This is a genomic window from Rothia mucilaginosa (assembly GCF_901875305.1).
Classification (GTDB): Bacteria; Actinomycetota; Actinomycetes; order Actinomycetales; family Micrococcaceae; genus Rothia.
On record NZ_CABFLY010000001.1, the window covers coordinates 278239 to 290260 of the forward strand.

Genomic DNA, 12022 nt, shown 5'->3' on the forward strand with positions numbered 1-12022 from the left:
GATGAGTTTTGGTGGCTTAGTAGCCGGTAAACACCTGAATCTCGTGGCTGATGATGTCCAGCGAACCCAGCCACACGGCCAACGCCAGGAGCACCGAGTACACGAGCGCCACGATGCCCGCCTGCTTCAGCACGGGAATCAGCTCGCGGCCGCCACGCATCCACACGGTCATGCAGGAGTGAACGGTCGGGCCCACGAGCACGAAGACCAGCATGAACCAGGGATTCTGATCGAGCAGCAGGACGGTCAGGAGCAGCGCAAGGGCCATCTCCGCGATGTAGGCAACGCGCGACCAGCGCTCGCCCAGGCGCACCGCGAGGGTCAGCTTGCCGGCCTCAATATCGGTGGGGATATCGCGCACGTTATTCGCCATGAGCAGCGCGCAGGAAATGAGGCCAACGCCGATAGCGCCCACCCAGCCCAGCAGGGTCAGTGTGTGGGCCTGCGTGTAGAGGGTACCCAGGGTGGCAACCAGACCAAAGTAGACGAAGACGAACACGTCGCCCAGGCCCATGTAGCCGTAGGGGTGCTTACCGCCCGTGTAACCCCAGGCTGCAAAGACGCTCGAGGCGCCAATCGCTAGGAACCACCACTGGTTCGCTAGAGCTATCAACCCAAGGCCTGCAAGCATTGCGAGGCCGAAGCAGGTGAAGGCGGCGTACTTGACCGAACGGGGGCTCGCCACACCGGAACCGACCAGGCGCAGGGGCCCCACGCGGTCTTCGTCGGTGCCCTTAATGCCGTCGGAGTAGTCGTTGGCGTAGTTCACGCCCACCTGCAGGAAAAACGCAACTAGGAAGGCCAGAAAGGCGTAAAGCGGCTTGAATTCGCCAATCTCGTAGGCAGCAGCCGAGCCGGCAATAATGGGGGCGACGGCAAGCGGCAGGGTGCGCAGGCGCGCGCCTTCAATCCATTGAGCGGCAGTGGCCACGGGGGTTCCTTCCAGGGTTTGATGCGTTTGCGGTGAGCGGGACAGCGGGAGGTGCGGGACGGTGCCGTGAGGCAGAGCCGCGGCGCGAATACTAGCCGCGTGGGGCCTCCCGATAGTCCCTGTCCAGGATACTGTATATTTCGCGGCGGTCCGGCTTGCCGGTGCTGGTGAGCGGGAAGTCGGGCAGGATGCTCAACAGTTTGGGCGCCGCCGCCGCGCCCAGGCGTTCGACGCAGAGACCCCGCAGGGCCTCGCGCAGCTCTACGTTCTCGGCGGGGGCCCCAGCCGCACCGGTAGCCGGGGGCACGAGCGTGAGGGCGGCCGCCACGGTGGAGCCCCAGCGCGCATCCGGCAGACCGCACACGAGGGCCTCACGTACGGCGGGGTGGCTCTCAAGAACCTCGGCTACCGCGCGAGCCGAAATTTTGACGCCGCCGGTGATGATGATGTCGTCGCTACGCCCCAGCACACGCAGGAGGCACGGCTCGCCGGGGGCATGAGCGCTAAGTAGCCCGTAGTCGTCGGTGCGGTACCAGCGGGTGCCATCGGCGGCGGTGAAGAAGTGCTCGGCGGTGCGGCCGGGGTCGTCCAGGTAACCCTGCGCCAGGTGCGCGCCGCTAATCCAGATGCGACCAACCTGTGCAGGCTTCTCCTCAATATCCGGCACGCTCGGCATGCCCTCTTCCGGGACGAGTTCCACCCGCACGCCGGGTAGCACGGAGCCGGAGTAGACGCACCCGCCGGCGGTCTCGGCGCTACCGTAGGTGGTCACAACGTTGAGGCCCAGCTTTCGGGCGGCGGCGAGCAGATCGGCGCTGGCGGGGGCACCTCCGAGCAGAATCCCGGTAAATGAACGGAGCGCGGCGTGAATTTCTTTGCCCGTGCGCGGCTCGTTCCGCGCCGTCTCGAGAAGCTTATGCAGCTGGGTGGGTACGAGCGAAACAAAGCGACGGGCGGAACTCAGCTGCTCGACCGCCTGCAGGAAGACCTCGGGGGTGAAATGCACCGGCTCGGTCACGGAACGCGCGATGACCGGCACAGTCCCGGTGAGCACAGAGCGGGCCAGAACCTGGGCGCCCGCAACGTAATGCGCGGGTAGAGCCAGGAGCCACTGCGAGGCCGCATCGGAGTTTGAGTCGAAGAAGCGCTCGGTGGCTGCCGCACTGGCGGCAAGAGCTCGCGCGGTCAACGCGGTGTGCTTGGGGGTTCCGGTGGAGCCGGAGGTACCCACGAGCAGGGCGATGGAATCCTGATCGTTCCCCGTGAAGATTCGCCCGAAGGAGTCCAGGAGGGCCCGCGGGTCGGCGGGGCGATCGGCCCGCAAGCGCACCGCGTGAGGGTGCAGAGCGTCCTCCCCGGGGGCGGATAGGGGGATGAGCCCGGGTACGGGGGTGTAAATCATGGAAAGTCCTTAGCGGCTGTTGTGAGCGGCTGTGTATCGGGGGAGGGGAGGCATTATGCGCCTGAGTAGCAACAACGCGTCGGAGCCGGATTCTTGGCTGAGGTTCTCAGGGTTGAATCCGGCTCCGGGCCTGTGTTTCTGAAACTACTTAGAAGTAGTAGGGGTAGTTGGACCAGTCGGGGTCACGCTTCTGCAAGAATGCATCACGGCCCTCCACGGCCTCGTCGGTCATGTAGGCCATGCGGGTTGCCTCGCCGGCGAAGACCTGCTGGCCGAGCATGCCGTCGTCGGGCAGGTTGAAGGCGTACTTGAGCATGCGGATTGCCTGCGGGGACTGGCGGGCGATGTGCGCCGCGTACTCCAGGCCCTTGTTCTCCAGCTCGGCGTGGGGAACCACGTCGTTGACCGCGCCCATTTCGTACATGCGCTGGGCGTCGTATTCCTTTGCCAGGAAGAAGATTTCGCGGGCGAACTTCTGACCCACCTGGCGGGCGAGCAGCGCCGAACCATAGCCCGCGTCGAAGGAGCCGACGGTCGCATCGGTCTGCTTGAACTTGCCGTACTCTTCGGAGGCGATGGTCAGGTCGGCCACCACATGCAGGGAGTGGCCACCGCCCGCTGCCCAGCCGGAGACGAGGGCGATAACGACCTTGGGCATGGTGCGGATGAGGCGCTGCACCTCCAGGATGTGCAGTCGGCCCGCGCGAGCCGGGTCGATGCTTTCGGCGGTCTCGCCGCTGGCGTAGTGGTAGCCGTCGCGGCCGCGGATGCGCTGGTCGCCGCCGGAGCAGAAGGCCCAGCCGCCGTCCTTGGGGGAGGGGCCGTTGCCGGTGAGTAGCACGGTGCCTACGTTGGAGGTCATACGGGCGTGGTCGAGGGCGCGGTAGAGTTCGTCCACGGTGTGCGGGCGGAATGCGTTGCGGACCTCGGGGCGGTCGAAGGCGATGCGCACGGTGGGCAGATCGCGTACGATCTCACCGTTTTCGTCGCGCTCAACCTGGCGGTGGTAGGTGATGTCGGTGAAGTCCTCGAAGCCCTCAACGACGCGCCAGTCGGCGGGGTTGAAGATGTCCGAGACCTTTTCGGGAAGTTGTGCAGTCATAGACCCTATTTTACGGCGCTTGGGCATGGTCGAGGGTGTGGAACGGATTTGCCGGGCATAGATGAAGGCCCGGACCGCGTGTGTACGGCCCGGGCCTTTGAGGATGGGAGAGGAACTCTTACTTGGTCTTGACGAGCTCCACTGCGCGGTCGAACTCTTCGTCAATAGCGTCGTTCTGCTTGTAGGTCACAAGCGAAACCAGGATGGCGACGAGCAGTGCCGAGAAGAAGCCCGGAACCATTTCGTAGAGTACGGACTTCATGGGGCTCTGACCCCACGCGAAGGCGACTACAGCACCGGTAATCATGGAGGCCAGCGCGCCCTGCGTGGTCAGCTTACGCCAGTAGAGCGAGAGCAGAACGGTCGGGCCGAAGGCCGAACCGAAACCAGCCCATGCGAAGGCAACCAGCTGCAGAATCGAGCTGTTGGGATTCCACGCGAGAGCACCAGCAATAAGCGCCACGATGGCCACGCCGAAGCGGCCGAGCCACAGGGACTTAGCGGCGCTGAGCTTCTTGGAGGAGAACACGCCGTAGAGGTCCTCCACGAGAGCCGAGGAGCACACGACCAGCTGCGAGGAAAGGGTGGACATAATAGCCGCCAGCACCGCCGCCAGAATCAGACCGGCGATGAAGGGGTGGAAGAGAATCTGCGAGAGGTCCAAGAACACGGACTCTGCAGTCTCGGGGTTGGTGAGGGAGGTGTTGGGGTGGCGTGCAAAGTACGCGATACCCATGAATGCGCCGCTCAGCGCGCCGACCACGGTCAGAACCATCCAGCTGATGCCGATGCGGCGGCCGGACTTAGCGTCGGCGGGGGTGCGCATCGCCATGAAACGCACGATGATGTGCGGCTGGCCGAAGTAGCCCAGGCCCCAGGCGAGCGAGGAGATAATGCCGGCGAAGGTGGTGCCCGCAAAGATGCTCAGGGCCTCGGGGCGTACCTGGCTGATGGACTCAACGACCGGGCCGATACCGCCCAGATCAATGATGGTGATAACCGGAACGGCAATGAGCGCTGCGAGCATGAGCAGGCCCTGCACCATGTCGGTGTAGGAGGCGCCCATGAAGCCGCCGAAGAGCGTGTAGAACACGGTGATACCCGCCAGCAGGAGCATACCGGTGTGGTACTCCTGACCGAAGGAGGACTCGAAGAAGCGGCCGCCCGAAACCATACCCGAGGAGACGTAGAAGGTGAAGAAGACCAGAATCACGATACCCGAGACGATACGCAGCACGCGCTTGGTGTCCTTCAGGCGGTTGCTGAGGAAGACCGGAACGGTCACGGAGTCACCGGAAACCTCGGTGTAGCTACGCAGTCGCGGTGCCACGAACTTCCAGTTGCACCACGCGCCGATGGTCAGGCCAACGGCAAGCCATGCCTGGGAGAGGCCGCTGAGGTAGACGGCACCGGGCAGGCCCATGAGGAGCCAGCCGGACATGTCGGAGGCGCCAGCCGAGAGAGCGGCGACGGTGGGGGAGAGCTGTCGCCCACCCAGCACGTAGTCGTCGAGGCTGTTGTTCTTGCTATTGGCCCATAGGCCGATCGCAATCATAGCGACAAAATATATCGCCAGCGCGATGATTTGGTAGGTACTCGCGGCCATAATCTTCCTTCTCTCCTGGTGATAGTGAGCGTCTGTGTGTATTTATACGCTACCCCATAACTTTATAAGTGGTCTGGGATACATTCTAGAATCTTTGGGGCGGAAAATAAAACCGTTATTCCAAAATTTAGTTATGCGGTAAACGAATAAATATACACGTATAGAATAATGCGGAGTATCGAATGCATGGGAGGCGGTGGGATTCTGTGTGAAAAAATGCCCGAGAACCCGGGTAATGAGGGGTTTTCGGGCATCGTGTCATGAACTTACCTGCACAAAGGCAACGCAAACACGCATCGGCATATTCGAGACAAACGAAGAAAACGAAAAGTTTAAAAACCTTGACGGTGTGTCGTCTAACGCGTCGCCCGTAGAGTGGGTTGCGGAGCAGAAAAGCTCGCGTTACGTGTCCTGAAGGCTCAAAGATGACGTACGACCCAGGGCTCACGCGACATAAGAGCCGGATCAAAGCGCTCCAGAATCGCCAAGGCATCCGGCACCGGAGCCTGCGCATCGTGCGGGCGGCCCTGCCCATCCAACACCGGAATAGAGGCAGCAATCCAACCGAGCACCTCGGGGATGGTTACTCCCGCCTCCTGAAGCTGCGGCAGGGTCACCGCACCGTCACGCTTGGCCAGACGCTTACCCTCCTCGTTGAGCGCCAGGGGAACGTGCGCGTAGCGTGTCTGCTGCAGGCCCAACAGGTTTGCCAGATACGCCTGGCGAGGTGCGGAAGGCAACAGATCATCGCCGCGCACAATCTGCTCGACCCCCACGAAGGCATCGTCCACCACAGAGGTCAGGTTGTAGGCGTAGGTGCCGTCGTTGCGCACCAGTACAAAGTCGTCCACCAGCCCGGTGTAAGGGCCGTAGAAATCATCCAGCACCGTGTAGCTCGTACGTTCAGCCCGCAGACGCAGAGCCGGCGGACGCTGAGCGCGGCGTTCCTCGCGCTGCGCCTTGCTCAGGTTACGGCAGGTGCCCGGGTAGGCACCCGGTGCGCCGTGTGGTGCGCTCGAGGCCTCCTGAATCTCACGGCGGGTGCAGTAACACTCGTAGACGAGGCCCGCCTCGCGCAGATGTTGAACCGCCCGCTCGTAGGCCGCAAGGCGGGTGCTCTGGTAGAGGACGCCCGCCTCCTTATTCTCATCATGCGCTGCCTTACTGCCAGGGCTGGGGTCCCAATCCAGACCTATGGCTCGCAGATCAGCCAGCTGACGTTCCGCGGCCCCGGGCCGCACACGATCCAAATCCTCAACGCGCATATAGAAGGGCTTGCCGCCGCGGCGAGCCATCGCCCACGCCAGAATTGCGGTGCGCAAATTACCCAGATGCAGGTCACCCGAGGGAGAAGGAGCATAACGTCCCGTGCCGCTGGGAAAGACCGTACCGGGAACGGTATTCGAGGGGCTGTGTGCTGGAGAAATCATGGTTCCATCCTACGCGGAAAGCATCGCGGCTGAAGGCCGAATGGGAACGGGTAGCCCGGGCTTCAGCACCCGCAAACCGCTCAAAATGTGCCCAATCTCCTTTTCCAAAAAAGGGAATTCTTACTCTCTTGGAGTGGTAATAGCACATCATCGTTCAAAAATTCCAGTAGGGTTATATCTATGGCTCGTACAATTGAACTTGCCGACGGTGTGTATCGCATCGCAACGGATAACTACCGACTCAATACCGGACTGGTTCTTGGACTGGAACGGGCACTGGTCGTAGACACCGGCGCCGGTCCCCGTCAGGCCACCGAAATTTATGATGAGGTTCGCCGCCTCACCCGACTTCCGATTACCGTAGTGAACACCCACGCCCACTACGAACGTTTCTTTGGTAACGACGTCTTTGCGGCTATGGGGGTCGAAGACTTCTGGGCTCATCCCCGTGCCGCTCGTGCCATTCGCAAGTACGGCGGGGCGCAGCGAGCCTACGTTGAGACTCTCGAACCCGAGATGGCGCACCACCAGGGTGCAGCCACCGATATCGTCGTGCCCAACCGACTGGTTGCTAATAGCGGTGATGGCATCACCTTCACCCCCATTGACCTGGGTGAGCGTAGCGCAACCCTCATGTACATGGGGCCGGGTCATACGGACGGCGACATCATGGTCGGCGTTGAGGACGTGCTTTTCATGGGAGGCCTTATTGAAGAGGGCACTGACCCCTACTTTGAGGATTCCTTCCCCGACCGCTGGATTGATACCCTGAGCGCCGTGCTGGAGTTTGACCGATACCGTGTGTTCGTGCCCGGTAACGGTGAACCCGTGGACCGCACCTTCGTGGAGCGCGAACGCAACACCATGATTAGTGCCATCAAATCCATTCGTGACTCGACTCTGGACCGTGAGGACGAGGCGACCACCGCCGCAATGTACCATCTGCCCTATGCGCCGGGTGCTACCCGCTTCCTGCTGGATCGATTGGCTCAGCTCGAGCACGCCCCCGACTCTGAGAGCTTCGACGCTGAACACCCGGACACGAGCGGCTTTACCGGCCCGATTACGCTGGGTAAGGCTATGTTCTAAGCTCTGTATCCAACAATGCGCAGGGATGCTGAGCGCCACAATCCTCGTCATATTCAATATAGTCAATACAGCATAAATACAGGTGCGGGCCAGTTTCTAAGAAGAAACCGGCCCGCACCTGCGTTATATATCAGCCGTGCGCTAGGGGGTGTCTACGCTGTTGCATACTCCGCGCGCATGGCCTCGCAGTCGGTCTTCAGCGCAGCGGGAACTTCGCCCATTGCGCCGCAGAGCTCCACGAAGCGGTGGCGCCAATCCAGGTGTTGCAGGGCATGACGAATCTGACGCTCACCCTGCTCGGGGGTCCAGCGTGAGACGGCCCCGGCAACCTGCGTGAGGCCCGCGCGAGCATCCGCGTAATCGATGTCGATGGTCGCACCATCCCAGAGAATCTCACGTACGGTGGTCGTGTTCGGAACCTTGCCCACCACGGTGACGCCGGAGGCCAGAGCATCGGTCCAGCGGCCGGTGATGTACTCCTTCGTGGGGTGGGTGTAGGGGGCGGGGCTCACCGAGGTGGAGAAGGCCAGCAGGAACTTCGCGCGGTTCAGCGAATCCTGCAGGTGCTGGGCCGACTCGCGGTCGGTAGCGCCAAAGGGCGGGCGACCCTCGAAGCTCAGACCCAGCTCCTCGGCCAGGCGAGCGGTCGCCTCATCATCCTCGTAGGCGGCGGGCTGTCGGCCCACACGCAATAAATCGGTGTTCTTAGACGGCAGAGCCGCCAGACGCTCCGAGAAGGAGCTCCACACGTCCGCACCCCAGGGAAGCACACCGGGGGTCTTGACACCGGCCGCGGTCCACGGCTGAACGTCGTCGGCATCGGCCACGAAGATGCGGTCGTAGGCCGAGGACTTCGCAATGGCGGGAATACGGTCGTCCCAGAAGCTGTCAATGACCCAGCCGTAGATGGCACCGTAGCGGTGGAACGCAAAGGAACGTTGTGCGATAGCGTAGAGCTGGCCGGGGTCAGAAGCGATGACCACGCAGCGGCGAGAACCGCCCTTGAGACGCGGTAGGCGAGCTAGAAGCTTCGTTTCTTTGGACAGAGAAGCCCCCACGTCGACGGTGTGGACGGTGCCGCCGGTGTAGCGGGCCAGTAGCTCCGCCATGGCGTGCACTGGCACCCAGCCGGCGCCGGAGGGAACGGCAACAATAATATCGAGTGAGCTCATGAAATTCCTTGAGAGAAATCCGGCCGGGGAAAATGTGCGCAACGCTCGTCACAAATGGTGATACGGGCGGGACGCCCCCGGAACGGACGGATGATAGATATCTAAGCGGGAAAACCCCTTACGGAGGCCCCGAAGCCGGGTGTCTGCTGAGTGAACCCGGAGCGGGGCGCATGCAGCTTTCAGTATATCCGCAGCCCGTACTTCTCCGAGGCTTAACCTCGCTCGCTAGGGTGTGTGAATACGCACCTCGATACCCGATTCGGTGCCGAACCCGGCGGCCATACGTGCCAGGTTGATGTTCGGGGCGGCCGCGACCGTGAAGAAACGGTTCACGGCGGCGGCGAATTGCTCGTCGCGGGCCAGCTCCCCGTGCTCCAGGGTCGTGAAGATGCCGCCGCCGGCGTCATCGAAGACCTCGATGCGCAGGTCGGGCAACAATTCGGTGCTCGGGAGGTTGAGCGATGCAATGTCGTGTTGGAAAGTCAGGTCGCCGCAGAGCAGAGTCACCGGCAGGGCGGAGCCGCCGACGACGGGGCGGCTCTCGGAGTCCGTTCCGGCAGGGTAGTAGCCGGAGAGGGAAACACCGATGGCGGTTGCCGTAGTGCCGTCGATTCCGGCCAGACCGCGATTGGCGAAGACGCGCGCGGGGGCGGGTTCGCCCAGGGCAGGGGCTGCCGCATCCAGGTCACGGACCAGGTTTGACGAACCCAGCACGAGGAGTCGCTTCTGCTCCACGGCCTCCCGCCAGACGCGGCGGGCGTAGGAGCGTCCGGCGGTGCGGTTGCGGTAGTCGTGGTAGCGTTTTTCATCCTCTGGGCTATTGCCCGAAGCGCCGTCCGCGCGGTGCTCGTAGGCCTCAATTTCGCGTAGGGCGGCCTGTTGCAATTGTTGGCCGGCGCGCATCCACTGTTGCACCCAGGAGTCAGCGGTTTCGCCGGTTTCTTCTTCGGTGGATTCGGCGCCTTCGGTCGGGGCGTCTTCGACACCGCGTGCGAACTCGGCGAGTTGTTGCGGGGCGGAGATCTCGATGAAGGAACGCGCTCTGGGCTCGTACCAGCTGGCGCGGCGCGGCGCATAGTAGGCACAGGGTATGCTCTCATCGGCCAGTAGGGCGGTTACAGGGCGTGAAAGGGTCGGGTGGCCGAAGAGCACCACACGTTCAATGCGTGCGGCAGGCTCGAAATCCTCCGCGGAGAGTAGCTGCGGGTAGTGAGGAATAGCGGTTGCGCCGTGGCGTGCCTCGGAGGAAGGCTCGGCCAACAGCGGCAGGTTCAGCACGCGCGCGAACTCGGCTGCAAATTCTCCGGCCCCGTCGGCGGCCATCACGACGGTTCGCACGGTGGTGGAAGGTGTGGGGGCCTCCGCTTCAATGGTTTGGGATTCGCGGCTGAGCGAGCTCAGGAGCCATTCCCTTTCCGCGGCAGAAAGTCCCGATCCTTCGGCGCGGTCAGCGCGTAGACGAGCTTCCTCCTGCGAGTCGTAGTCCTCGAGCAGGCTTTGGGCCCATTGCGGTAGGGCGTGTGCGAACTGTCCCGAAGGGGTGAGCGGCGTGTCGAAGCAGAGGTTCAGGTGAACCGGGCCGATTGGCTCGGTTGAGGGGCGGGTCCAGTTTTCGGCGGCTCGGCCGGTCAGTGCGTTAAGGCAAGTGGCGAAGGCGAGGGTCTGCTCGCCTTCTTCATGTTCAGGATACGCGGTTAGGTCGGCTTCGGCGCGCACAAAGGGGGAGAAGAATCCGGCCTGGTGGGTGGTCTGGTTGACGCCGCTTCCCCGCAGACGTTCGGGGCGGTCTGCACTCATGATTGCGAGGGGTACGCCGGCGTGGTAGGCCTCCATGACGGCGGGCATGTACTCGCCTAAGGCGGTACCGGAGGTGCATACAAGACCTACCGGGCGGCCTGAGGCTTTGGCGATGCCGAGAGCCGTGAAGGCGGCGGTCCGCTCGTCCACTCGCACGTGGGCGATGAGTGCTCCGGCTTCGGCGGCTGCGGCGATGGCGTAGGCCAGGGGCGCGCTGCGCGAACCGGGGGACACGACAATATGCCGCATTCCTGCGCGAATCAGTGAGTCGAGTACAGAAATTGCGGTCAGCATGGCGGGGATGGAGCGGTGTTTAGTCACCGTACCATTCTAATGCCGCGCCTTGATTGGGTCGGTATGGGTTACCTTTGCGCATGGGTTCGTGGCATACGGGTTCGTGACGGTGGGCGGTTCGCTTGAACTCCGGCGCTCCCTGCGCTCTAGCTGCGGTGAATGCATTCCAGCACGCGGTAGCAGCGGCTTACCCGTTCAACCCACCACCGGCGGGTCGGCTCGTCGGCGGCTAGGCGCTCGAGGCGCTGCGGGTCGGGTTCGACGGCTCGCACCCGCATGATTCCGTCGTGAGCAATCATGGAGTCCTCGGTGACATCCTCGGTCATGAGCGAGACGGTTCCCAGACCGCAACCGTACTTCAAGGTTGGTAGGGAGGCGGCCAGGGCAGCACCGGTTGCGATGCCCACCGAGGTTTCCAGGGCCGAAGAGACGACGGCCGGAAGCTGCGCCTGTCCAACGATGGCTAGGGCACGACGAACCCCACCCAGGGGTGCGGCTTTGATGATGATGAGGTCGGCGGCGTTGGCTCGGGCCACGCGTAGCGGGTCTTCGGCCTTGCGAATGGACTCGTCGGCGGCGATGCGGACCGGTAGCCCCTCTTTGGCCACGGCGTAACGGAGTGTCGCCATGTCTTCGATGGTGGCGACCGGTTGCTCGGCGTAGATGAGGCCGTATTCGCAGAGTTTGCGGAGTGCCTCGAGGGCGCCAGAGAGGGTGTAACCCATATTTGCGTCGATTTTGAGGCGCGCCTCGGGGAGCGCTTCGCGTGCGGCAGCTACGCGGGCCACGTCATCGGCGAGGCTCTGGCCCTTCTCCGCGACCTTGATTTTGAGTTCCCGGATTGTGCCGTTGTACCGGGCGAGTACCTCGGGCACGCGTTCGGCGGGTACGGCCGGCAGGGTTGCGTTGAGTGGAATACTCTCGCGCACCGGCTCGAGGGTGGGGAGCCAGGCGGCTTCGAGCGCGCAGGCGAGCCAGGCGGCCGCCTCTTCGTCGCCGTATTCGAGGAAGGGAGCGAATTCGCCCCAGCCTCGGGGGCCGCGGATGAGCGCGCTCTGGCGGTGGTTGACTCCGCGGAAGGTGACGTTCATGGGAATATCAACGACGGCCAGCTGTTCGAGTACCTCTTCGAGAGGGGGAAGCGGAAGCCCCGCGAGACGGAAACCGTACCCTAGGGGCGGCACACCGTTCGGGATGGA

9 protein-coding genes are annotated in these 12022 nt (G+C 63.2%); 1 reads left to right on the top strand and 8 read right to left on the bottom strand.

Annotated elements, in window-relative coordinates; translation table 11 throughout:
* Positions 1-16: 16 nt before the first annotated feature.
* From JX292_RS01190 to gluQRS, 5 genes are all read right to left on the bottom strand, one after another.
* Entirely contained in the window at positions 17-931 is a 915-nt protein-coding gene (locus tag JX292_RS01190) for a 1,4-dihydroxy-2-naphthoate polyprenyltransferase (RefSeq protein ID WP_204860542.1), read from the bottom strand.
* 91 nt (positions 932-1022) lie between these two features.
* Complete coding sequence (locus JX292_RS01195) at positions 1023-2333, bottom strand: AMP-binding protein (RefSeq protein WP_204860543.1); 1311 nt, start codon at positions 2331-2333, stop codon at positions 1023-1025.
* Positions 2334-2481: 148 nt separating this feature from the next.
* Positions 2482-3435 carry a 1,4-dihydroxy-2-naphthoyl-CoA synthase gene (locus JX292_RS01200; RefSeq protein ID WP_204860544.1) on the bottom strand — a complete coding sequence of 318 codons (954 nt, stop codon included), beginning with the start codon at positions 3433-3435 and terminating at the stop codon, positions 2482-2484.
* Positions 3436-3553: 118 nt separating this feature from the next.
* Entirely contained in the window at positions 3554-5041 is a 1488-nt protein-coding gene (gene putP, locus JX292_RS01205; protein WP_204860545.1) for a sodium/proline symporter PutP, read from the bottom strand.
* 419 nt (positions 5042-5460) lie between these two features.
* Positions 5461-6471 (bottom strand): tRNA glutamyl-Q(34) synthetase GluQRS, encoded by a 1011-nt coding sequence (gene gluQRS, locus JX292_RS01210; RefSeq protein ID WP_204860546.1) that lies wholly within the window; start codon positions 6469-6471, stop codon positions 5461-5463.
* Between the two features lie 180 nt (positions 6472-6651).
* Between gluQRS and JX292_RS01215 the strand changes: the two genes are divergently transcribed.
* Entirely contained in the window at positions 6652-7560 is a 909-nt protein-coding gene (locus JX292_RS01215; RefSeq protein ID WP_204860547.1) for an MBL fold metallo-hydrolase, read from the top strand.
* Positions 7561-7712: 152 nt separating this feature from the next.
* Here JX292_RS01215 and JX292_RS01220 read toward each other — a convergent pair whose 3' ends face one another.
* The 3 genes from JX292_RS01220 to JX292_RS01230 form a co-directional block, all read right to left on the bottom strand.
* Positions 7713-8732 (bottom strand): glycosyltransferase, encoded by a 1020-nt coding sequence (locus JX292_RS01220; protein ID WP_204860549.1) that lies wholly within the window; start codon positions 8730-8732, stop codon positions 7713-7715.
* A 225-nt stretch (positions 8733-8957) separates the two neighbouring features.
* Positions 8958-10850, bottom strand: a complete 1893-nt coding sequence (gene menD / locus JX292_RS01225) for a 2-succinyl-5-enolpyruvyl-6-hydroxy-3-cyclohexene-1-carboxylic-acid synthase (RefSeq protein WP_204860551.1) — start codon at positions 10848-10850, stop codon at positions 8958-8960.
* Between the two features lie 119 nt (positions 10851-10969).
* Complete coding sequence (locus JX292_RS01230; protein WP_204860922.1) at positions 10970-12019, bottom strand: o-succinylbenzoate synthase; 1050 nt, start codon at positions 12017-12019, stop codon at positions 10970-10972.
* Between the last annotated feature and the right edge of the window lie 3 nt (positions 12020-12022).

Excerpts from the sequence above, each read along its gene's own strand:
- JX292_RS01195 (WP_204860543.1), bottom strand. The coding sequence starts at position 2,333 with ATGATTTACACCCCCGTACCCGGGCTCATCCCCCTATCCGCCCCCGGG.
- JX292_RS01200 (WP_204860544.1), bottom strand. The coding sequence starts at position 3,435 with ATGACTGCACAACTTCCCGAAAAGGTCTCGGACATCTTCAACCCCGCC.
- putP (WP_204860545.1), bottom strand. The coding sequence starts at position 5,041 with ATGGCCGCGAGTACCTACCAAATCATCGCGCTGGCGATATATTTTGTC.
- gluQRS (WP_204860546.1), bottom strand. The coding sequence starts at position 6,471 with ATGATTTCTCCAGCACACAGCCCCTCGAATACCGTTCCCGGTACGGTC.
- JX292_RS01215 (WP_204860547.1), top strand. The coding sequence starts at position 6,652 with ATGGCTCGTACAATTGAACTTGCCGACGGTGTGTATCGCATCGCAACG.
- JX292_RS01220 (WP_204860549.1), bottom strand. The coding sequence starts at position 8,732 with ATGAGCTCACTCGATATTATTGTTGCCGTTCCCTCCGGCGCCGGCTGG.